Source organism: Martinezella sp. CNPSo 3890 (assembly GCF_057784455.1).
Window position 1 is genome coordinate 1228530 of record NZ_JBXSOR010000001.1, and the last position, 20918, is coordinate 1249447.

Below are 20918 nucleotides of genomic sequence, written 5' to 3' on the forward strand. Positions count from 1 at the left end.
GCAGCATGTGATCGCTCAATGCGAAGACGCTATCGGGCGGGAGACCTGCCACCGGCTTCCCGATCATGGAGAAAGCCCCGGCAGACCGGGGCTTTCGTGTTCGATATCAGACCGAATAGTACATGTCGTATTCGACCGGATGCGGGGTCATTTCGAAACGCATGACTTCCTGCATCTTCAGTTCGATGAAGGCATCGATCTGGTCGTCGTCGAAAACGCCGCCAGCGGTCAGGAACTTGCGGTCCTTGTCCAGGCTTTCCAGCGCTTCGCGCAGCGAGCCGCACACTGTCGGGATCTTCTTCAGCTCCTTCGGCGGCAGATCGTAGAGATCCTTGTCCATGGCCTTGCCGGGATGGATCTTGTTCTTGATGCCGTCGAGGCCGGCCATCAGCATGGCTGCAAAGCCGAGATAGGGGTTGGCGGTCGGGTCAGGGAAGCGGACTTCGACGCGCTTTGCCTTCGGGTTCGAGCCGAACGGAATGCGGCAGGAAGCGGAGCGGTTGCGCGCGGAATAGGCGAGCAGAACCGGAGCTTCATAGCCCGGGACGAGACGCTTGTAGGAGTTCGTCGACGGGTTGGTGAAGGCATTGATGGCCTTGGCATGCTTGATGATGCCGCCGATGTAATAGAGGCAGCTTTCGGACAGGCCTGCATATTCGTCGCCGGCAAAGGTCGGCTTGCCGCCCTTCCAGATCGACTGATGCACGTGCATGCCCGAGCCGTTGTCGCCGAAGATCGGCTTCGGCATGAAGGTTGCCGTCTTGCCATAGGCATTGGCGACCTGATGCACGACATATTTGTAGATCTGCATCTTGTCGGCGTTGCGTACCAGCGTGTCGAACTTGATGCCGAGCTCGTGCTGGGCGGCTGCGACTTCGTGGTGATGCTTTTCGACGACGACGCCCATTTCGGCGAGAACAGTCAGCATTTCCGAGCGCATATCCTGGCAGCTATCGATCGGCGGGACCGGGAAATAGCCGCCCTTGATGCGCGGACGGTGGCCGAGGTTGCCCGTTTCGTAATCGGTGTCGTCGTTGGACGGCAGTTCGCTGGAATCGAGCTTGAAGCCGGTATTGTACGGGTCGGCCTTGTACTTGACGTCGTCGAAGACGAAGAATTCGGCTTCCGGGCCGAAGAAGGCGGTGTCGCCGATACCGGAGGCCTTGAGATAGGCTTCTGCCTTCTTGGCGGTGCCGCGCGGGTCGCGGTTATAGGCTTCGCCGGAGACCGGATCGAGGATGTCGCAAAGGATCACCATGGTGGACTGCGCGAAGAACGGATCCATGTGGACCGTATCCGGATCGGGCATCAGCACCATGTCGGATTCGTTGATGGCCTTCCAACCGGCAATCGAGGAGCCGTCAAACATGACGCCGTCGGCGAACATGTCTTCGTCGACACAGATCACATCCATGGTCAGATGCTGGAGCTTGCCCTTCGGATCCGTAAAGCGCAGGTCGACGAACTTGACGTCGTTGTCCTTGATTTGTTTCAAAATTTCGCTTGCGGTCGTCATTAAATTACTTCCCTTGACTTAGATGACGATTAAACGAGCCGCGGCCGAGAATGGGCCGGGCGGATTAAATGGCGTCGATGCCCGTTTCGCCGGTGCGGATTCGGATGACTTCTTCCACGTTGGAAACGAAAATCTTTCCGTCGCCGATACGGCCTGTTTGCGCAGCCTTGCGTATGGCCTCGATCACCGCTTCCGCATTTTCGTCCGCCAATACAACTTCGACCTTCACCTTCGGCAGGAAGTCGACGACGTATTCGGCGCCACGGTAAAGCTCCGTATGGCCCTTCTGACGACCGAAGCCCTTCGCTTCCGTGACGGTGATACCCTGCAGGCCGACTTCCTGAAGGGCTTCCTTCACTTCGTCGAGCTTGAAGGGCTTAATGATCGCTTCGATCTTTTTCATGAGAAAATGTCTCTCCGCTTCTCCTGATACAGCAGGACTACTCCCCGCTCGGCCAACGTAATGCACGTACCATGCCAATTGAGGACGGACCGCTGTAAAAAATCTCGGCGAATTCGCACCGAGACGATGAATTGATGAGGATTTTTCGGAAAAATGGAAGCGATTTCGCGCGGAAATGCGTGGGATAAGCAAAATTTCGCAAAAAAGAGCCCCGCACGGCAGGTTTGTGCTTCGGCAAGGCCTTGAATGTTATTGTTTAATTATTATGCAAATGCATATTTATCGACCAAAATGGCCACCGGAATAGCGGTTGTTTTTGAGGCAGATTTCGCATCTATAATATCCGCATGATGTTGCCGCTCACCGATCTGCTCCTCACCCCCGACGCCATGTCTGCCGTCGACCGCGCCGCAGCCGCATCCGGCATCGATTCCTACGGGCTTATGGAGAAGGCAGGGCAGGCGGTTGCTGCCGTCGCGCTCCGGCACTTTCCCGGAGCCGTCCGATATGCCGTTCTCTGTGGGCCGGGAAACAACGGCGGCGACGGCTATGTGGCAGCGCGCGCGCTGAAACAGGCCGGGGCCGACGTGCGGCTTTTCCATCTTGGCGATCCCCAGCGGCTCAAGGGCGATGCTATCAGTGCTTTTGCTGATTGCCCGGTCAAGGGCGAGACGATCGGGGGCTTTATTCCACTGGCTGGCGACGTCGTGATCGATGCGATCTTCGGCGCGGGCCTGTCGCGGCCGGTTCCGGATGACGTGGCCGCCGTTATCGCTCGCGTCGCGGCTGCTGATATTCCCGTGATTTCAATCGATCTTCCGTCGGGTCTCGATGGTCGCAGCGGTCAGGTTCTCGGTGCAGCCTTCCACGCCGCGCGCACGGTGACCTTCATGACACGCAAGCCGGGCCATCTTCTCTTGCCCGGTCGCGATCTGTGCGGTGAGCTGGAAGTCTTCGACATCGGCATTCCCGACCGTATCGTCCGCGCGCACGCCGACCGCTCGCTCGCCGAAAACAAGCCGGCACAATGGCAGGCGGCCATACCCTCGGCAGGCGTCGACACGCACAAATACAAGCGCGGCCATCTCGTCGTCTTCTCGGGCGGGCCGAACGCGACAGGTGCCGCGCGCATGTCCGCCATGGCCGGGTTGAAGGCGGGAGCAGGGCTCGTCACCATCGCCTCGCCGCCGGAAGCGCTTGATGTCAATGCCGGCCTGCTGACGGCAATCATGCTGCATTCCATCGCGGATGAAGCCTCATTGCTCGAATGGCTTGCCGATAAACGCCTTTCGACCTTCATTCTTGGGCCTGGCTTCGGCGCCGGCGAAAAGGCGCGGCAATTCTGCCTCGCGCTCGCGGATCGCCACCTGGTGCTGGATGCCGACGGCATCACCTCATTTCGCGACGAGCCGCAACGGCTGTTCGATGCCTTTGCCGAAGGACCGACACGCTTGGTGCTGACACCCCATGAGGGAGAGTTCGGCCGGCTCTTTCCCGATATCGCTGCGGACGAAAGCTTGAGCAAGGTCGATAAGGCGAGGGCGGCGGCAGCCAGAGCCCATGCTGCCATCATCTACAAGGGTGCCGATAGCGTGATCGCCGCTCCGGACGGCAGGGCACTGATCAACGCCAATGCGCCACCCTGGCTTGCGACCGCCGGCTCCGGCGACGTACTTGCCGGCATTGTCGGCGGCCTGATGGCGCAGGGGGCGCCGGCCTTCGAGGCGGCCGCCTCCGGCGTCTGGCTGCATGGTCTTGCCGGTCAACATGCCGGGAAGGGGCTGACCGCCGAAGACCTCGTGGCAGCCGTTAAACCGCTATAGCGCTATTTCGCCACTTCCTGCTGCAGGGCGATCGCACCGGGCGGCGCATTTACCTTGCCTTCATGGATCATGAAGGCGAAGACATCGCGCGGTTCCTCCTTGACCTTACGCTTTGCATCGATCAGCGGCAGATCGTCCGGTACCCTTCCGGCGGCCCAGCTTTTCAAGCGATCCGCCCAGGCTTTCAGATCCTTCGGCGGATAGCAGGTCTTGATATCGTCCGATCCCTTCTGCAGGCGGGCATAGACGAAGTCTGCCGTGACATCCGCAATCATCGGATACTCGAAATGCTCGGCGCAAACGGGCGCGACATTGTATTTTTCAAGCAGCGCGACGAACTCCGGCACTTTGAAGGAATCGTGCCGGACCTCGACGACGTGTCTCAGCGCAAGACCATCCTGCTTCGCCGGTAGCAGCTTGAGGAAAGCCTCGAAATCATCCGGATCGAATTTCTTCGTCGGTGCGAACTGCCAGAGCAGCGGGCCGAGGTGATCGCCGAGCTCGCTGATGCCGGATTCCAGGAACTTCTGCATCGATTCACCGGCTTCGGAAAGAACCCGCCGGTTGGTGACGAAACGTGTCGCCTTCAAGGAGAAGATGAACCCGTCGGGCACGTCGGCCGCCCATTTGGCAAAAACCTCAGGCTTCTGCGTACTGTAATAGGTGCCGTTGACCTCGATCACTTTCAGCTGGCGGCTGGCGTAGTGCAGCTCATCCTTCTGCTTCAGCGTGTCGGGATAGAAGGTCCCGCGCCACGGTTCGAAGGTCCATCCGCCGATGCCTGTGCGGATTTCGCCCGCTTTGGTCATTCTCTCCTCCTTGGCCATTCGGCCGGGTCAATCTCACTCCGCCGCCGCAACCTTCTTCACCGGGCGCCGCTCCAGCAACTCTTTCAGGAACTGCCCCGTATAGGAGCGCTTTTCCTTGACGATCGCCTCCGGCGTGCCGACGGCCACGATCTCGCCGCCGCCATCACCGCCCTCCGGACCGAAATCGAGGATCCAGTCGGCAGTCTTGATGACTTCGAGATTGTGCTCGATGACGACAACGGAATTGCCTTGATTGACGAGTTCGTGCAGCATTTCCAGAAGCTTGGCGACATCGTGGAAGTGCAGCCCGGTTGTGGGCTCGTCGAGGATGTAAAGCGTGCGGCCCGTCGATCGCTTCGACAGTTCCTTGGCTAGTTTGACGCGCTGTGCCTCGCCACCCGAAAGCGTATTGGCCTGTTGTCCCACCTTGATATAGCCGAGGCCGACATCCTTCAGGCTCTGCAGCTTGTCGCGCACGGCGGGAACGGCGGCAAAGAAATCGACACCTTCCTCGACCGTCATGTCGAGCACGTCCGCGATCGACTTTGTCTTGAAGGTGACATCAAGCGTCTCGCGATTATAACGCTTGCCGTGGCAGACGTCGCAGGTGACGTAGACGTCGGGCAGGAAGTGCATCTCGATCTTGATGACGCCGTCACCCTGGCAGGCCTCGCAGCGGCCACCCTTGACGTTGAAGGAGAAACGGCCAGGCTGATAGCCGCGCGCCTTGGCTTCCGGCAGGCCGGCAAACCAATCGCGGATCGGTGTGAAGGCGCCGGTATAGGTCGCCGGATTCGAGCGCGGAGTACGGCCGATCGGCGACTGATCGATGTCGATGACCTTGTCGATATGCTCGAAACCGTCGATGCGGTCGTGGTCGGCAGGAATCTCGCGTGCACCCATGACGCGGCGTGCCGCCGACTTGTAAAGCGTCTCGATCAGGAAGGTGGACTTACCACCGCCGGAAACGCCTGTGACCGCCGTAAACACGCCGAGCGGGATGGATGCCGTGACGTTCTTCAGGTTGTTGCCGCGCGCGCCGACAACCTTGATTTCCTTGCCTTTCTTGGGCTTGCGGCGTTCATCTGGAACCGGCACGCCGAGCTCGCCGGACAGATATTTACCGGTCAGTGACTTCGGGTTCGCCATGATATCCTGCGGTGTGCCATGCGCCACCACCTGGCCGCCATGCACGCCGGCTGCGGGACCGATATCGACGACATCGTCGGCCGTCAAGATCGCATCCTCGTCGTGCTCAACGACGATGACGGTGTTGCCGATATCCCGCAGGTGCTTCAGCGTTTCCAGCAGGCGGGCATTGTCGCGCTGATGCAGGCCGATGGACGGTTCGTCCAACACGTAGAGAACGCCCGTCAGGCCAGAGCCGATCTGCGACGCCAAGCGGATGCGCTGGCTCTCACCGCCGGATAGCGTGCCCGAATTGCGCGACAAGCTCAGATATTCGAGGCCAACATCGTTGAGGAAGCGCAGGCGGTCGCGGATTTCCTTGAGGATGCGAACAGCAATCTCGTTCTGCTTGTCAGTGAATGTTCCCGGCAGCGCGTCAAACCAGTCGCGGGCAACGCGGATCGACATCTCCGCCACCTGGCTGATGTGCAGCTTGTCGATCTTGACCGCCAGGGCTTCCGGTTTCAGGCGATAGCCGTTGCAGGCCGGGCAGGGGGCGGCCGACATGAAGCGTTCGATCTCCTCGCGCGCCCAGGCAGAATCCGTTTCCTTCCAGCGCCGCTCGAGATTCGGCACGATGCCTTCGAAATTCTTGTGCGTGGTGTAGGAGCGCGCACCGTCGGCATAATGGAATTCGATCTTGTCTTCCGTGCCGTTCAGAATGACATCCTTAGCCTTGTCGGACAGCTCGTTCCAGCGATTGCCGAGCTTGAAGCCGTAGTGCTTGCCGAGCGCCTCCAGCGTCTGATTGTAATAGGGCGAGGTCGACTTGGCCCAGGGCGCGATCGCACCATCACGCAATGTCCGCTCCGGCTCCGGTACAATCAGTTCCGGATCGATCTTCTGCTGCGAGCCCAAACCGTCACAGGACGGGCAGGCGCCGAAAGGATTGTTGAACGAGAACAGACGCGGCTCGATTTCCGGAATGGTGAAGCCGGAAACCGGGCAGGCAAATTTCTCCGAGAAAAGCACGCGCTCATGCGTTTCGTTCAGCGACTTGTTGGCTGAGCCGCCGGCAGCGGTCTCCTCCGGCGGCAACGGTTTGTCGGCGAATTCCGCGACGGCAAGACCGTCGGCAAGCCGCAAAGAGGTCTCGAAGCTGTCAGCGAGACGTGCCGCCATATCCGGACGTACGACGATACGGTCGACGACCACATCAATGTCATGCTTGTATTTCTTGTCGAGAACAGGCACATCGGCGATCTCGTAGAACTGGCCGTCGACTTTGACGCGCTGGAAGCCCTTTTTCATGAGCTCCGCCAGTTCCTTCTTGTATTCGCCCTTACGTCCGCGCACGAGCGGTGCCAGAATGTAAAGTCTGGTGCCCTCCTCATAAGCGAGAACGCGATCGACCATCTGGCTGACCGTCTGGCTCTCGATCGGCAGGCCCGTCACAGGCGAATAGGGAACGCCGACGCGGGCAAACAGCAGACGCATATAGTCGTAGATTTCCGTGACCGTGCCGACCGTCGAGCGCGGATTGCGCGAGGTGGTCTTCTGCTCGATCGAGATCGCCGGCGAGAGGCCGTCGATCTGGTCGACATCCGGCTTCTGCATCATTTCGAGGAACTGGCGTGCGTAGGCAGAAAGGCTTTCGACATAGCGGCGCTGGCCCTCGGCATAGATGGTGTCGAAGGCGAGCGACGATTTCCCGGAGCCGGAAAGGCCGGTCATGACGATCAGCTTGTTGCGTGGCAGGTCAAGATCGATGCCCTTGAGATTGTGCTCGCGCGCACCACGTATGGAAATAGTCTTCAGTTCGCTCATCGTCGTATGCAGGTCCCTTGGAGTCTGCCTTTATTTAGTGATGTCAGCCCGCGAGTCGAGGCTGAAATGAAGGGTAGAGCCGGGTTTTCGATTCCGTTGACATCATCATAGGGATAAATTAGAACAAATAAAGAACAAAATTATTGCGGCGATTTCTTTGTGGATGAACGGAACTGGGAAGGCCGCATAAATAGCACCTGACAGCCGCTATGGGTTAAGGTGCGCAGATTGAATTTCAAAGCCGTCGATGGGCGGCAAGCAGGGTGGTGTCATGGCCGGTAGTGTGAACAAGGTAATTCTGATTGGAAATCTCGGGGCGGACCCGGAAATCCGCCGCACGCAGGACGGCCGCCCGATCGCCAACCTCAACATTGCTACCTCGGAAACCTGGCGCGACCGCAATTCCGGCGAGCGCAAGGAAAAGACCGAATGGCACCGCGTCGTCATCTTCAATGAAGGCCTCTGCAAGGTCGCCGAGCAGTATTTGAAGAAAGGCGCCAAGGTCTACATCGAAGGTGCGCTGCAAACCCGCAAATGGCAGGACCAGAACGGTCAGGACCGCTACTCGACGGAAGTCGTGCTGCAGGGCTTCAATTCGACGCTGACCATGCTCGATGGCCGTGGCGAAGGCGGCGGTTCCATGGAAGGCGGCAGCCGTGGCGGCCGCGGCGGCGGTGACTTTGGCGGTGGTTACGGCGGCGACTACGGTGGCGACGATTACGGCCAGTCCTCGTCGCAGGGCTCTTCCCGCGGCAGTGGGGGCAACCGTGGTGGCAGCAGCCAGGGCGGCGGCAACTTCTCGCGCGATTTGGATGATGATATCCCGTTCTGATCGATATGCTTGCCAGCTAAACTATCCAATAGCTCACCTTCAGGTGAGCTATTTTACGCACAGCGCGGCCAGACAGAAGGCTCACCTATCGAGCGGATTCGAGCCTTCCGATTGATTGTTTAATTCTTCTAGGATTAATTGGCAGCTCACTATGGTATCCTTGATGTTCTCCTTCGTTAAAATGTGAGTTCTGGATACTTCGTCAGCGAGATAAATAAAAAGAATCTTTTTCTGTAGATTATCTTCTGTAACGATGTTGATGGACGCATATTCAGTGTCTTTTTCATCTACAAAGTACTCCGTCTTTATAAAAGTATATCCATATTTCTTGAAGAATCCACGGATTATGTTTTTGAAAAACATTGCCGATCCTTATTCAATGCACACCGAAACACGATGTTCTGTGTAGCGCGGGTGATAGCGATAAAAGCTTTAACCTGCTTGTAGCGCCGCTTTTGCCCCATCTACGACGAACTGCGCGGCAAGCGCCGCAAGGATAACCCCGAGCAGCCGGGTCAGGATGGCGCGTCCGGTGGCGCCCAGCATGCGATCGAGCCTATCGGAAATGGCAAGGGCCGCAAAGACGAGAGCGAGGTTGACGGCGATGACGCCGATCAGTTGCGCGCGGTCGAGCGTGGTTTGCAGCGATCCTGCCAAAAGGATTGTCGCCGAGATGGCGCCGGGACCGGCGATCAAGGGCAAGGCGAGGGGGAAAACCGCGATATTGCGGATATGATCCTTGGTAATGGCGACTTCCGTCGTCTTCTCTTTCCTGTCCTGCCGCCGCTCGAACACCATCTCGAAGGCGATCCAGAAGAGCAGTAGCCCGCCGGCAATACGGAAAGCGCCGATGGAGATGCCAAGCACGCCAAGCACGCTCGCGCCGAACAGGGCGAAGGCAGCCAGGATGAAAAAGGCGATCAGCGATCCGCGCAGCGCCACCTGCTTGCGCTCCGAACGGTTCATGCCAGCCGTAAGTCCGATGAAAAGCGGTGCGAGCCCCGGCGGATCGACAGTGACAAGCAGAGTCGTGAAGGCATTGATCAGCGTATCCGCGCTCGCCATATAGTCCCCAGAGCTTATTCTGTCGTTGTTAGCGAGCATTGTTATGCGAGGAATGGGCTTTCGCAAAGGGTCATGCATCCGCGTCGATGGATTTCGCCATGGAAATGTTCGATTCCATGGCTTAAAGGGGCAAAACCTGTTCAAAAACACCGGCCCAAATTGGCGCTCGCCAGGCCTTTCGGCTATAAATTTCGCAGTGATTCTAAAAGAGATCGTGATCTGTTTTGACTGAGCAAACACCACCCGGCGGCGGGAAGCTCCCGCCAGGCATCGAGCCGATTTCCATCATGGAGGAAATGCAGCGGTCCTATCTCGATTACGCCATGAGCGTGATCGTCAGCCGCGCGCTTCCCGACGTCCGTGATGGTCTGAAGCCCGTTCATCGGCGCATCCTTTATGCGGCGCATCAGAGCGGCTATCACTGGAACCGCAAATATGTGAAGTCGGCCCGTCCCGTCGCTGACGTCATGGGTAGCTACCACCCGCACGGCGACGCCTCGATCTACGACGCCTTGGTCCGCATGGCGCAGGACTGGTCGATGCGCGTGCCGCTTATCGACGGGCAGGGCAATTTCGGCTCGATCGACGGCGATCCGCCGGCGGCGATGCGTTATACGGAATCGCGCCTGACGAAGGTCGCCCACGAGCTTCTCGAGGATATCGACAAGGAAACGGTCGATTTCCAGGAAAATTACGATGCGACGACGGAGGAGCCGAAGGTTCTGCCGGCACGCTTCCCGAACCTGCTGGTCAACGGCTCGGGCGGCATCGCCGTCGGCATGGCGACGAACATTCCGCCGCACAACCTCTCCGAAGTCATCAATGGCTGTATCGCGCTGATCGATAATCCGGCGATCGAGCTGCCTGAGATGATGGAGATCATCCCCGGTCCGGATTTTCCGACCGGTGCGAAGATCCTCGGCCGCGCCGGCATCCGCTCCGCCTATGAGACGGGCCGCGGCTCGGTTGTCATGCGCGGTGTCGCGACCATCGAACCAATGCGCGGCGATCGCGAGCAGATCATCATCACCGAGATTCCCTACCAGGTGAACAAGGCGTCGATGATCGAGAAGATGGCCGAACTCGTGCGCGAGAAGCGCATCGAAGGCATCTCGGATCTGCGCGACGAATCCGACCGCCAGGGTTATCGCGTTGTCGTCGAGCTGAAGCGCGACGCCAATGCCGATGTCATCCTGAACCAGCTTTATCGCTACACGCCGCTGCAGACCTCCTTTGGCTGCAACATGGTGGCGCTGAACGGCGGCAAGCCGGAGCAGATGAACCTGATGGACATGCTGCGCGCTTTCGTGGCGTTCCGTGAGGAAGTCATCAGCCGCCGCACCAAGTATCTGCTGCGCAAGGCGCGCGATCGCGCCCACGTCTTGGTCGGTCTGGCCATTGCCGTCGCTAATATCGACGAAGTCATCCGCGTCATTCGGCAAGCGCCCGATCCGCAATCGGCCCGTGAAGAGCTGATGACGCGCCGCTGGAATGCAGCGGACGTCGAATCGCTTATCCGGCTAATCGACGACCCGCGTCACCGCATCAACGAGGACGGCACCTACAATCTCTCGGAAGAGCAGGCCCGCGCCATTCTCGAGCTGCGTCTGGCGCGCCTAACCGCTCTCGGCCGTGACGAGATCGATGAGGAACTCAATCAGATCGGCGCCGAGATCAAGGACTACCTTGATATTCTCTCGTCGCGTGCCCGCATCCAAACCATTGTAAAAGAAGAGCTTGCCGCGGTTCGCGACGAGTTCGGAACGCCGCGCCGCACCGAGATCGTCGATGGCGGCCTCGAGATGGACGACGAGGATCTGATCGCCCGCGAGGACATGGTCGTCACCGTGTCCCATCTCGGCTATATCAAGCGCGTGCCGCTGACCACCTATCGTGCGCAGCGGCGTGGCGGCAAGGGCCGCTCCGGAATGACCACCCGCGACGAGGATTTCGTTACCCGGCTATTCGTTCTCAATACGCATACGCCGGTCCTGTTCTTCTCGTCCCGCGGTATCGTCTACAAGGAAAAGGTCTGGCGTCTGCCGATCGGCACGCCGACATCGCGCGGCAAGGCACTGATCAACATGCTGCCGCTGGAACCCGGCGAACGCATCACCACGATCATGCCTCTGCCGGAAGATGAAGACAGCTGGGACAATCTCGACGTCATGTTCACGACGACGCGCGGAACCGTGCGTCGCAACAAGCTGTCGGATTTCGTGCAGGTCAACCGCAACGGCAAAATCGCCATGAAGCTCGAGGAAGAGGGTGATGAAATCCTCTCCGTCGAGACCTGCACCGAACACGACGACGTGCTGATGACGACGGCGCTCGGCCAGTGCATCCGCTTCTCGGTTTCGGATGTGCGCGTCTTTGCCGGCCGCAACTCCATCGGCGTTCGCGGCATCAGCCTTGCATCCGGCGATCGCATCATCTCGATGACGATCGTCCGCCACGTGGATGCCGAGCCGTGGGAGCGCGCGGCCTATCTCAAACGCTCCGTCAGCGAGCGCCGCTCCGCAACGGGCGATGACGAGGAGATTGCGCTGGTCGGCGAAGAAGTCACCGAAGAGGGACAGCTCAGCGATGAGCGCTACGAGGAGCTCAAGGCGCTTGAGCAGTTTGTTCTGACCGTTTCGGAGAAGGGTTTCGGTAAGCGTTCGTCTTCCTACGATTTCCGTATCTCCGGCCGCGGCGGCAAGGGTATCCGCGCCACCGACACGTCGAAGACGGGCGAGATTGGCGAGCTTGTTGCTGCCTTCCCGGTCGAGGACGGCGATCAGATCATGCTTGTCTCGGATGGCGGTCAGCTGATCCGCGTGCCCGTCGGCGGCATCCGCATCGCCAGCCGCGCCACCAAGGGCGTCACCATCTTCTCGACAGCCAAGGACGAGAAGGTCGTATCCGTCGAGCGTATCAGCGAGCCGGAAGGCGATGAGGACGATGCTTCGGCAGCCGAGGATGACGCCGCTGCAGGTGAAGCAGGAGATGCCGGTAACGAGGGTAGCAGCGAAGAATAGTCTTCGCTGTGCCTACTCGGAAAGGGTTCGGCAGGACCATCTGGAAGCTGAAGATTTTCAATCGCATGAGCTTGGCAGCAGGCTCATGCGATTGTCATTTGGAGCATGGCCTGCCCGGATCTGGTGGCCATTTCCCAACCCGTTATTCCGGGCGTTCGTAGTTTTGCGAGAAAGGCGGCAGAACCTCGAGGCTCTCCCGATCCAGCTGCGCGAAAACCTCATCATAGCCAAAGCGGAAATGCCAGCCGAGGACCGCGCCCGCAGATTTCGATGCGTAGATGCGATCAATTCTGTCAGGCAGCGACCAGTTTCGCTGTGCAAATTTGGCGGCAAGGCCGGGCGCACGCAGCTGGATGATGGAGGCGGCGTCCACTGCGAGCGCCTCGCAATCTTCCGGTTTGAACAACGTGCCGGCGGAAACAATATGTCGTTGAAAATCTTTGCCGCCATTCGTCAGCGCCGCGACATGGGCATCCGCGACATCGCGGATATCGACACCGCGATGCAGGCGATGAACAGCCATCACATTGACTGTTTCTGGAAAACTTCGAGACATGCGTAAAACGCGGACCTGCAAATCCGGGCCAGTCATCCCTTTAAGGATCTGCTCGGCTTCCAGTTTCGTGCGGTGATAGATGCTTTTCGGTTGCGGTACGGTGTCTTCATCGACCCATGTGCAATGACCGGGAGCGACGGCGCGACCATAAAGTGCGGTCGTGCTGGTAAATACCAGTCTCTTAACGCCGGCAGCCAGTGCCGCTTCCGCAAGCTGCCGTGTTCCGTCCACATTGATGCGGCGAAATTCATCGTCGGAAACCGCGCCGACATGAGGGGCATGCAGGGCCGCGCAATGGATGACTGCATCCGCACCCGTTAGCGCCTGGCGCAGCAACGCCGCATCGGCAAAATCTCCGAGGAGATGCGTCGTCGAAAACGGTGAACGATCGATGCCTATCACCCTATGGCTTGGCGTCAGCGCATTAAAGATCGCCCGGCCAAGTCGCCCGGAGCTGCCTGTCAGAACAATGCGCATCTTGATCCCTCGATGAACTGCAATCACCATAGCATGATTGAAGAGGCTGGCGCGCTTCCTCTTGCAAAATCATGCTTTTGCGTCTTGGCGGCAGGGCCTGAAGGGAAAGCGCCGGGACCATAATGGTAATAAAAAACCGGACGCTGGCGGGGAAAGCGTCCGGTTCAGGGTCCATCCGAGCATATGGCGGGGAGAGATGCTCGGTACGCGGAGATCAGAGCGTCTTGTGACGCTTATGCAGCCTCTTGCTCTCTTCGCTTTCGCGATGAAGCGCCGAAATGGTGGATGCGACTGACACGACAAACATGATGCTGATGAAAAGTGTAAGCAGCGTCAAAATTGTGAACATGATCGCTCCCTCCTTTGGTGGGACTAGCGTTCAGATCCCTTAGTACTGGCTCGAGGCAACGAAGGGACGAGCCGAAGCAAAGGGACCGTAGATCTTCGACTGGTCGGGTTTCTGATCGTAAAGCGCAACGGTTGCTGCGAGCATTCCCGAAATCATGGCCATCCAAACAACGTTAATGAGGGTGATCTTGTCGGGCATACTCTTCTTCCTTCTTGCCGCAATATGCGATCTGAGTTTCGGACTGTTAACGCGGCGTTTCCCAAATGGTTCCGCCGATATTGAGAGCTATCTAGCAATGCGCGTCTGAAGCGACCTTGAATGCCTTGTTCATCTGGCGTTCAGATTCGCGATGCGTCCTGCGCATAGCAGTGGCGATTTCTTGGGCAAAATCGATGTCCTTGCCGCTTTCCGAGGCGGAATCCCATTCGATCTCATAATTGTCGGCGAAAAGATGAACGAGGTATTCGACGAAAAATGAACCGATGATAGCGCCTGCGATGATGAAGACGAGCATGGCATGATGTCCCTGAAATCGAGATCGGCGAGCCATTGAAGCAGGCCCGTTTCGATGTTGATGTCAGTAAAGCATTGTCGAGCTGAAACGGGCTTGAACGGCGCGTTCATCTGCAGTTCAGAGGCGGTCGCTGGGTTGCAAATCACTTGCGGTACGGCCTCATCCATGACAAAAGGCGTCGAAACAACGAGCCGGCTTGGTAATGACGACAGCCTTCTATCCTGGGTCCTTCGACCCGATGACCAACGGACATCTGGATGTCCTCGTGCAGGCGTTGAACGTCGCCGCCAAGGTGATCGTCGCGATTGGCATTCACCCCGGCAAGAAGCCGCTTTTCTCCTTCGAGGAGCGGGCGGAGCTCATCCGCAGATCGCTCGGTGAGGCTCTGCCGCAAAAGGCGGGCGATATTTCCGTCGTCGCTTTCGACAATCTGGTCGTCGATGCCGCCCGCGCCCATGGCGCGACCTTGCTGGTGCGTGGCCTGCGCGATGGCACCGATCTCGATTATGAAATGCAGATGGCTGGCATGAACAGGCAGATGGCGCCGGATATCCAGACGCTGTTCCTGCCTGCCGGTACGGCCTCTCGGCCCATAACCGCCACATTGGTGCGGCAGATCGCATCCATGGGCGGCGATGTCAGCGCCTTCGTGCCGTCAGCGGTTCTGGAAGCGCTGAACGGCAAACTCAAAAATAAGGCCAGCGGCAACAGCTGAGCCGAAATACAATCCCGAACGGAGCATCCATGAAACTCTTTCATATTGCATTGGCAGGATTCCTGAGCCTTGCCGCCTTCGCAGGCAGCGCGTTCTCGGCCGCAGCCGCAGATCTTTTGACCATCCAGCTCAAGGACGGCCCGGTTGTCATCCAGTTGATGCCGGAAGTTGCTCCGAAGCATGTCGCGCAGATCGAAGCGCTGGCGAAGAAGGGTGCCTACGACAACGTCGTATTCCATCGCGTCATCGATGGCTTCATGGCCCAGACGGGCGACGTGCAGTATGGCAATGCCTCCAAGGGGTATGATCCGAACAAGGCCGGCACCGGCGGTTCCGATCTGCCGAACCTTCCGGCAGAATTCTCCAAGGTTCCGTTCACGCGCGGCACCGTCGGCATGGCGCGCGCCCAGGACCCGAATTCTGCCAATTCGCAGTTCTTCATCATGTTCGCCAATGGCGATTTCCTGAACGGCCAGTACACGGTCGTCGGCAAGGTCATCTCGGGCATGGAGCTCGTCGACAAGATCAAGCGCGGCGAAGGCCAGAACGGCGAAGTGACCAACCCCGACAAGATGATCAAGGTTACCGTCACCAAGAAGTGATTTCACGGGCGTGATTCCAAAAGGCGCGGCGCGGCTTTTGGACGAGATCGCGCCAAGGCAAGCTGCATGATCCAGTTATGATCATGCGCAAACAGAAAGAACAAGGAAACGAACATGGCTGAGATCAAGGATCCAGAAAACACCCTCATCCTGGAAACCACCAAGGGCCAGGTTGTCATTCAGCTTCTGCCGCAGGTTGCTCCCGAGCATGTCGCCCGCATCAAGGAACTTGCGCGCGAAAAGGCGTATGATGGCGTCGTCTTCCATCGCGTCATCGATGGCTTCATGGCTCAGACCGGTGATGTCGAGCATGGCAAGGTTGGCGGCAACACCGCTCGCGCCGGCACCGGTGGTTCGTCCAAGCCCGACCTGAAGGCTGAATTCTCCGCAACGCCGCACGTTCGCGGAACGTGCTCGATGGCCCGTTCGCAGAACCCGAACTCGGCCAACTCGCAATTCTTCATCTGCTTTACGGACGCTCCGTGGCTGAACAAGCAGTACTCCGTCTGGGGTCAGGTCATCTCCGGCATGGAATTCGTCGACCAAATCAAGCGCGGCGAGCCGGTAAAGGATCCGGATTCGATCGTATCCGCGCGGGTTGCCGCCGACGTCTGATCGTGATTATTCCTGAAACCCGCCTCTTGCGCCGCTAGCGTGAGGGGCGGGTTTCGCTTTGCCTGAATGAACTGCCTGGACCAATTGAATGCGTGTTGACCTTTTCGATTTCGATCTGCCGGAGGAGCGTATCGCGCTCAGGCCCGCCGAGCCGCGTGACAGCGCGCGCCTGCTCGTCGTCGATCCAAACGATAGTGCCAACACGCTGAGCGACCATAAGGTGCGGGATCTGCCATCTTTCCTGCGTCCCGGCGATGCCATGGTCTTCAACGATACGAAGGTGATACCGGCGCAACTGGAAGGCATTCGTCATCGCGAAGGCGCCCCTGGCCAGCAGGTCTCGGCGACGTTGCATATGCGTGCCGCGCCGGATCGCTGGAAGGCCTTTGCCAGGCCCGGAAAGCGCATCAAGATCGGTGACCGCATCCAGTTCGGACATGGCGAGAATGTCTGCGCGCTCGGCTCGCTCGACGCGACGGTCGAGGAAAAGGGCGAGGGTGGCGAGATTACCCTGCGGTTCGATCTATCCGGCCCAGCGCTGGACGAAGCGATCGCCGTGGTCGGGCATATTCCCTTGCCACCGTATATTGCAGCGAAGCGCCCGGAAGACGAGCGTGATCGCGCCGACTATCAGACGATCTACGCGCGCGAAGAGGGCGCCGTTGCAGCACCCACCGCTGGTCTGCATTTCACGCCGTCCCTGTTTGCCGCACTCGATGCCATTGATGTCGAGCGGCATTTCGTGACGCTGCATGTCGGAGCCGGTACCTTCCTGCCCGTCAAAGCCGACGATACCGACGATCACAAGATGCATTTCGAGATCGGCTATGTCGATGTCGAAACCGCTGCAAAACTCAATGCCGTGAAGGCGAGGGGCGGGCGTATCGTCTGCGTTGGCACCACGTCGCTGCGATTGATCGAAAGTGCCGCCGCTGACGATGGCACCATCCAGCCTTGGCAGGGTGCTACGGGCATATTCATCACGCCCGGCTATCGCTTCAAAGCCGTCGACATGCTGATGACCAATTTCCACCTGCCGCGCTCGACCCTGTTCATGCTCGTATCGGCCTTTGCCGGCCTTGATACGATGCGCGCGGCCTATACCCATGCTATCGAGACGGGCTATCGCTTCTATTCCTATGGCGATGGCAGCCTGCTCCACCGGAAAGACTAGGACGAAATGAGCGAGAGCTTTCAGTTTCAATTGAAGAAGACCGATGGCGGCGCGCGCCTCGGCGAGGTTTCCATGCCGCGCGGCACGATCCGCACGCCGGCCTTCATGCCCGTCGGCACCGTCGGCACCGTCAAGGCGATGTATCTCGATCAGGTGCGCGAAACCGGCGCCGATATCATTCTTGGCAATACCTATCACCTGATGCTGCGCCCGACTGCCGAGCGCGTCGCCCGCCTTGGCGGTTTGCATCAGCTGATCCGCTGGCCGCATCCGATTCTGACCGATTCCGGCGGCTTCCAGGTGATGTCGCTGTCCGGCCTGCGCAAGTTGGATGAGCAGGGCGTCACGTTCAAATCGCACGTCGACGGCAGCCTGCATCATATGTCGCCGGAGCGGTCGATCGAGATCCAGGGCCTGCTCGATTCCGATATCCAGATGCAGCTCGACGAATGCGTCGCTCTGCCGGCAACGCCGAAGGAGATCGAGCGTGCCATGGAAATGTCGCTGCGCTGGGCGGAACGCTGCAAGGTCGCCTTCGGCAACCAGCCCGGCAAGGCGATGTTCGGCATCGTCCAGGGCGGCGACGTTCCCGAGCTTCGCGTCCGCTCGGCTCAGGCGCTGAGCGGCATGGATCTGAAGGGCTATGCGGTCGGTGGCCTTGCCGTCGGCGAGCCGCAGGAAGTCATGCTGCGCATGCTTGAGATCACGCTTCCCGAGCTGCCGGCGGAAAAGCCGCGCTACCTGATGGGCGTCGGCACACCGGACGACATCCTCAAATCGGTCGCTCGCGGCATCGATATGTTCGATTGCGTAATGCCGACCCGCTCGGGCCGTCACGGACTGGCCTTTACCCGTCGCGGCAAGGTCAATATCCGCAATGCCCGCCATGCCGAAGACATGCGCCCGCTCGATGAGCAGTCGAGCTGCCCGGCCTCGCGCGATTATTCCCGCGCCTACCTGCATCACCTCGTGCGCGCCAACGAGGCGCTCGGCGGCATGCTGCTCTCCTGGCACAATCTTGCCTACTATCAGGAACTGATGCAGGGCATCCGCCAGTCGATCGCCGAAGGCCGCTTTGCCGATTTCATGGCTGAAACGATGGAGAACTGGGCGAGGGGCGATCTCGAACCGGCGTGATCCAGCTGCGCTGAGGATACGCTACGCGATCTTGCTCCTCTGGCGATTTCGCGCTAACAGAAGCCTGTCGAAAAAGGCAGGGTTGGTTTCGGTAGGCCCAACCCCTTCCAGTCTGGAAGCACTGCTCCTTGCCACTGGCGATGAGAGCCCGCGACGCGGAACTTGACCATTGTGGTCGAGTGTCCCGCGTTGGCGTGGGCCGGATCGACCGACATGTCTCCGCGGGGAAAGCCTTTTGGAGCTGTCATGAGACTGAACCACCTGGATCTGCATGTTCCCGATGTCGCCGCGACGCGGGATTTCTTTATTTCCGTTTTTGGCCTGACGGAGGTGGAAACGCGCGGCGCAAATGGCCTTGCCATCCTTCGCGACGATGCCGGGCTTGAGCTTGTCATCAGCCGGCCTGTCGAGAAATTCGGCGGCGCCGACAGCGTCTCCATAGGCCGCAATACCTATCACATCGGCTTCATGCAGCCGTCCCGGGAGGCGGTCGATCTGCTGTTCGAGCGAGCGAAATCGAGCGGCTGCGAGATCTGGAAACCACCTTCGGCCATACGTGGCAATTGGTCGTTTTATTGTTTCGCGCCGGGGCGAATCCTCGTCGAGGTCGGCTGGCGCATGGAGCTTGCTCTGTTGGTAAATCATTTATTATCGATTGATTGCTATCCTTAACAAACATCATTTTGAGCCGGCTGGAACGGGCTTGCCTTGGGCAATTTCCGTTTCCGGCCATGTTTCAAAGTGAGCTCGACGACAATAAAGCATTGGGAAAAATAGCGAATCGGAATAAACGGTCCATCCGCCTTTGAAAAACGTCATTGGCTGATTTGATTGCGTGGCTGCTTGGAATTTTGAAAAAATCCGGCTAAAACGCATTCTCTTAATCGATAAGGGCTGTACTACCGAAAATAGGAGGCACTTGCCGTTGAGGGCGCAACGCAAATTCGGGGCATATCTTTCGGGACTATTGGTTGTCGGCCTAGCCGCTACCAGCTGCACGACGACGCAGAAGACAACAGCTACCCCCAGCAATACCACCAAGCCCATTCGTGGCGCGAAGGTTACCTATAATTACACGATGAAGGACAAGGACTGTCTCGAACGTGCAATGTACTTCGAATCGGAGCGGTCCGACCCGAGTGGTTACATGGCAGTCGGTACGGTCGTGATGAACAGGCTGACCTCCGGGGCCTATCCGCCCACGATCTGCGGCGTCGTTGCACAGGAAAAGCAGTTCGCGCCAGGCGTGATGACCAGGGAAGTCAAGGATCAGGCGAAGCCCGATCTTGAAGTCGCCGCCTCGAAGATCCTGCGCGGCGAACGGCATCCCCAGGTGAAGGACGCGATGTTCTTTCATACCGAAGGCCTGAGATTCCCGTACGACAATATGCACTACGTCGCTTATGCCGGCGGCAACGCGTTCTATGAGAAGCGTGGTCGCGATGGCGAATTGCAGACGCCTGCGCCGCTTCCGGCTTACGAGGTTGCGATGAATTATGTGCCCACGCAGGGCGCGCCGCAATCTCCGTTCGTGCTGCCGGAAACGCAGCCGGCGTCCACGACGTCTGCCGTTGCGGCATTTACGCCGGTCTCGAACCCGATGGTGACCATGCCGCAGAGCGCCATCGTTATCCCAACTGCAGTTCCGATCCCGACGCCCGCGCCTACGGACATGGCAATTTCAGGACCGCTTCCGAACGGCGAGACCACGTACACGAATACGCCTATGCCGGCTTCAACGGTCGTCATTCCGCAGCCGCGGCCGGAACTCGACGGCAATACGTCTGCAGGAAATCCGCTTAGAATTCGCGGTTAATAAGATCCGGTCCAAGCCCTATGACAGCGCGTCTCTCCTTTGAGACGCGCTGTTTGCGTTTGGGGGCGAGCAATATGCCTCAGATGCCCTCGCTCGCCGTTTTGGCAAGAATTTGCACGCCGTTGATCTTATAGCTGCCGTCGGGCTGGCGGGTTATCTGATAGATCGCTGTCCAGTCCTTGTCATCGGTGCCGGTGATCAGCACCTCCTGATAGACGACGGCACCGTTGTCGATCGCTCGGCTCTTGCCGAAGGCGTAGTTGCCCGGGTGGTAGACCGGCAGATAGTTCTTCCTCACCATGGCGAAGAAGCTGTCCTTATCCGGGAAGAGCGCCTTGATGCCGGGTGCGGCGAAGGAATAGGCGGTCGCCGCATCATCCTGCAGAAAGGCCTCGATTTGTTGCTCAATGAGGCTCTGTGCCGTCTGCACCGGATCTTCCGCGTAAGCGACCGGTGCAAAGGCGATGCAGCAGAGAAAAGCGGCGATAGAAAAAGCGCGCATATCCGTCCCCAGCCATATGGAGAAAGCTTAGCGCGCTT

Annotated in this window: 20 protein-coding genes; 10 read left to right on the forward strand and 10 right to left on the reverse strand. The window is 58.9% G+C overall.

Going from position 1 to position 20918, the window contains the following annotated elements; translation table 11 throughout:
* Positions 1 to 106: 106 nt before the first annotated feature.
* Together glnA and AC13RC_RS06060 are read right to left on the reverse strand one after the other, a co-directional pair.
* On the reverse strand, positions 107 to 1516 hold the full coding sequence (glnA, locus tag AC13RC_RS06055) for a type I glutamate--ammonia ligase (protein ID WP_113333771.1): 1410 nt from the start codon (positions 1514 to 1516) through the stop codon (positions 107 to 109).
* Between the two features lie 64 nt (positions 1517 to 1580).
* Positions 1581 to 1919 carry a P-II family nitrogen regulator gene (locus tag AC13RC_RS06060; RefSeq protein WP_015339877.1) on the reverse strand — a complete coding sequence of 113 codons (339 nt, stop codon included), beginning with the start codon at positions 1917 to 1919 and terminating at the stop codon, positions 1581 to 1583.
* Between the two features lie 347 nt (positions 1920 to 2266).
* Here AC13RC_RS06060 and AC13RC_RS06065 point away from each other — a divergent pair, with 347 nt between their 5' ends.
* On the forward strand, positions 2267 to 3742 hold the full coding sequence (locus tag AC13RC_RS06065; RefSeq protein WP_488556712.1) for an NAD(P)H-hydrate dehydratase: 1476 nt from the start codon (positions 2267 to 2269) through the stop codon (positions 3740 to 3742).
* 2 nt (positions 3743 to 3744) lie between these two features.
* On the opposite strand, the gene AC13RC_RS06070 is transcribed toward AC13RC_RS06065, so the two are convergent.
* Together AC13RC_RS06070 and uvrA are read right to left on the reverse strand one after the other, a co-directional pair.
* Positions 3745 to 4551 carry a DUF72 domain-containing protein gene (locus AC13RC_RS06070; protein ID WP_113352542.1) on the reverse strand — a complete coding sequence of 269 codons (807 nt, stop codon included), beginning with the start codon at positions 4549 to 4551 and terminating at the stop codon, positions 3745 to 3747.
* Between the two features lie 33 nt (positions 4552 to 4584).
* Positions 4585 to 7506, reverse strand: a complete 2922-nt coding sequence (uvrA, locus tag AC13RC_RS06075) for an excinuclease ABC subunit UvrA (RefSeq protein ID WP_488556713.1) — start codon at positions 7504 to 7506, stop codon at positions 4585 to 4587.
* A 271-nt stretch (positions 7507 to 7777) separates the two neighbouring features.
* Here uvrA and AC13RC_RS06080 point away from each other — a divergent pair, with 271 nt between their 5' ends.
* The gene (locus AC13RC_RS06080; RefSeq protein ID WP_113389633.1) at positions 7778 to 8338 is read left to right on the forward strand and encodes a single-stranded DNA-binding protein; all 561 of its coding nucleotides are present in this window, start codon (positions 7778 to 7780) and stop codon (positions 8336 to 8338) included.
* 432 nt (positions 8339 to 8770) lie between these two features.
* Here the strand turns inward: AC13RC_RS06080 and AC13RC_RS06085 are convergent, their stop codons facing one another.
* Positions 8771 to 9403 (reverse strand): MarC family protein, encoded by a 633-nt coding sequence (locus AC13RC_RS06085; RefSeq protein ID WP_113389621.1) that lies wholly within the window; start codon positions 9401 to 9403, stop codon positions 8771 to 8773.
* Between the two features lie 224 nt (positions 9404 to 9627).
* On the opposite strand from AC13RC_RS06085, the gene gyrA reads away from it, so the two are divergent.
* On the forward strand, positions 9628 to 12423 hold the full coding sequence (gyrA, locus tag AC13RC_RS06090; protein ID WP_113333776.1) for a DNA gyrase subunit A: 2796 nt from the start codon (positions 9628 to 9630) through the stop codon (positions 12421 to 12423).
* Positions 12424 to 12565: 142 nt separating this feature from the next.
* On the opposite strand, the gene AC13RC_RS06095 is transcribed toward gyrA, so the two are convergent.
* The 4 genes from AC13RC_RS06095 to AC13RC_RS06110 form a co-directional block, all read right to left on the reverse strand.
* Positions 12566 to 13456: an NAD-dependent epimerase/dehydratase family protein gene (locus AC13RC_RS06095; protein WP_488556714.1), complete on the reverse strand. Its 891-nt coding sequence runs from the start codon at positions 13454 to 13456 to the stop codon at positions 12566 to 12568.
* 214 nt (positions 13457 to 13670) lie between these two features.
* Positions 13671 to 13805 carry a hypothetical protein gene (locus AC13RC_RS06100; RefSeq protein WP_257713997.1) on the reverse strand — a complete coding sequence of 45 codons (135 nt, stop codon included), beginning with the start codon at positions 13803 to 13805 and terminating at the stop codon, positions 13671 to 13673.
* Between the two features lie 39 nt (positions 13806 to 13844).
* Positions 13845 to 14003 carry a hypothetical protein gene (locus AC13RC_RS06105; RefSeq protein WP_015339886.1) on the reverse strand — a complete coding sequence of 53 codons (159 nt, stop codon included), beginning with the start codon at positions 14001 to 14003 and terminating at the stop codon, positions 13845 to 13847.
* Between the two features lie 91 nt (positions 14004 to 14094).
* On the reverse strand, positions 14095 to 14319 hold the full coding sequence (locus AC13RC_RS06110; protein WP_233788709.1) for a hypothetical protein: 225 nt from the start codon (positions 14317 to 14319) through the stop codon (positions 14095 to 14097).
* Positions 14320 to 14521: 202 nt separating this feature from the next.
* Between AC13RC_RS06110 and coaD the strand changes: the two genes are divergently transcribed.
* From coaD to AC13RC_RS06145, 7 genes are all read left to right on the forward strand, one after another.
* The gene (gene coaD / locus AC13RC_RS06115; RefSeq protein ID WP_015339888.1) at positions 14522 to 15034 is read left to right on the forward strand and encodes a pantetheine-phosphate adenylyltransferase; all 513 of its coding nucleotides are present in this window, start codon (positions 14522 to 14524) and stop codon (positions 15032 to 15034) included.
* 29 nt (positions 15035 to 15063) lie between these two features.
* Entirely contained in the window at positions 15064 to 15636 is a 573-nt protein-coding gene (locus tag AC13RC_RS06120) for a peptidylprolyl isomerase (protein WP_145320085.1), read from the forward strand.
* Between the two features lie 114 nt (positions 15637 to 15750).
* Positions 15751 to 16251 (forward strand): peptidylprolyl isomerase, encoded by a 501-nt coding sequence (locus AC13RC_RS06125; protein ID WP_113333779.1) that lies wholly within the window; start codon positions 15751 to 15753, stop codon positions 16249 to 16251.
* A gap of 88 nt (positions 16252 to 16339) precedes the next feature.
* Positions 16340 to 17425, forward strand: a complete 1086-nt coding sequence (gene queA / locus AC13RC_RS06130; protein WP_488556715.1) for a tRNA preQ1(34) S-adenosylmethionine ribosyltransferase-isomerase QueA — start codon at positions 16340 to 16342, stop codon at positions 17423 to 17425.
* 6 nt (positions 17426 to 17431) lie between these two features.
* On the forward strand, positions 17432 to 18562 hold the full coding sequence (tgt, locus tag AC13RC_RS06135; protein ID WP_488556716.1) for a tRNA guanosine(34) transglycosylase Tgt: 1131 nt from the start codon (positions 17432 to 17434) through the stop codon (positions 18560 to 18562).
* A 246-nt stretch (positions 18563 to 18808) separates the two neighbouring features.
* Positions 18809 to 19234 carry a VOC family protein gene (locus AC13RC_RS06140; protein ID WP_488556717.1) on the forward strand — a complete coding sequence of 142 codons (426 nt, stop codon included), beginning with the start codon at positions 18809 to 18811 and terminating at the stop codon, positions 19232 to 19234.
* Positions 19235 to 19487: 253 nt separating this feature from the next.
* Positions 19488 to 20378, forward strand: coding sequence for a cell wall hydrolase (locus AC13RC_RS06145; RefSeq protein WP_488556718.1), 891 nt, complete (start codon positions 19488 to 19490; stop codon positions 20376 to 20378).
* A 79-nt stretch (positions 20379 to 20457) separates the two neighbouring features.
* Here AC13RC_RS06145 and AC13RC_RS06150 read toward each other — a convergent pair whose 3' ends face one another.
* Positions 20458 to 20880, reverse strand: coding sequence for a DUF4864 domain-containing protein (locus AC13RC_RS06150; RefSeq protein ID WP_145320077.1), 423 nt, complete (start codon positions 20878 to 20880; stop codon positions 20458 to 20460).
* Between the last annotated feature and the right edge of the window lie 38 nt (positions 20881 to 20918).

Coding starts and splice junctions, on each gene's coding strand:
- glnA (WP_113333771.1), bottom strand. CDS start 1,516: ATGACGACCGCAAGCGAAATTTTGAAACAAATCAAGGACAACGACGTC.
- tgt (WP_488556716.1), top strand. CDS start 17,432: ATGAGCGAGAGCTTTCAGTTTCAATTGAAGAAGACCGATGGCGGCGCG.
- AC13RC_RS06125 (WP_113333779.1), top strand. CDS start 15,751: ATGGCTGAGATCAAGGATCCAGAAAACACCCTCATCCTGGAAACCACC.
- AC13RC_RS06085 (WP_113389621.1), bottom strand. CDS start 9,403: ATGGCGAGCGCGGATACGCTGATCAATGCCTTCACGACTCTGCTTGTC.
- AC13RC_RS06100 (WP_257713997.1), bottom strand. CDS start 13,805: ATGTTCACAATTTTGACGCTGCTTACACTTTTCATCAGCATCATGTTT.
- AC13RC_RS06150 (WP_145320077.1), bottom strand. CDS start 20,880: ATGCGCGCTTTTTCTATCGCCGCTTTTCTCTGCTGCATCGCCTTTGCA.
- AC13RC_RS06065 (WP_488556712.1), top strand. CDS start 2,267: ATGATGTTGCCGCTCACCGATCTGCTCCTCACCCCCGACGCCATGTCT.
- AC13RC_RS06095 (WP_488556714.1), bottom strand. CDS start 13,456: ATGCGCATTGTTCTGACAGGCAGCTCCGGGCGACTTGGCCGGGCGATC.
- AC13RC_RS06110 (WP_233788709.1), bottom strand. CDS start 14,319: ATGCTCGTCTTCATCATCGCAGGCGCTATCATCGGTTCATTTTTCGTC.
- AC13RC_RS06060 (WP_015339877.1), bottom strand. CDS start 1,919: ATGAAAAAGATCGAAGCGATCATTAAGCCCTTCAAGCTCGACGAAGTG.
- queA (WP_488556715.1), top strand. CDS start 16,340: ATGCGTGTTGACCTTTTCGATTTCGATCTGCCGGAGGAGCGTATCGCG.
- AC13RC_RS06140 (WP_488556717.1), top strand. CDS start 18,809: ATGAGACTGAACCACCTGGATCTGCATGTTCCCGATGTCGCCGCGACG.
- AC13RC_RS06105 (WP_015339886.1), bottom strand. CDS start 14,003: ATGCCCGACAAGATCACCCTCATTAACGTTGTTTGGATGGCCATGATT.
- AC13RC_RS06080 (WP_113389633.1), top strand. CDS start 7,778: ATGGCCGGTAGTGTGAACAAGGTAATTCTGATTGGAAATCTCGGGGCG.
- uvrA (WP_488556713.1), bottom strand. CDS start 7,506: ATGAGCGAACTGAAGACTATTTCCATACGTGGTGCGCGCGAGCACAAT.
- AC13RC_RS06070 (WP_113352542.1), bottom strand. CDS start 4,551: ATGACCAAAGCGGGCGAAATCCGCACAGGCATCGGCGGATGGACCTTC.
- AC13RC_RS06120 (WP_145320085.1), top strand. CDS start 15,064: ATGAAACTCTTTCATATTGCATTGGCAGGATTCCTGAGCCTTGCCGCC.
- coaD (WP_015339888.1), top strand. CDS start 14,522: ATGACGACAGCCTTCTATCCTGGGTCCTTCGACCCGATGACCAACGGA.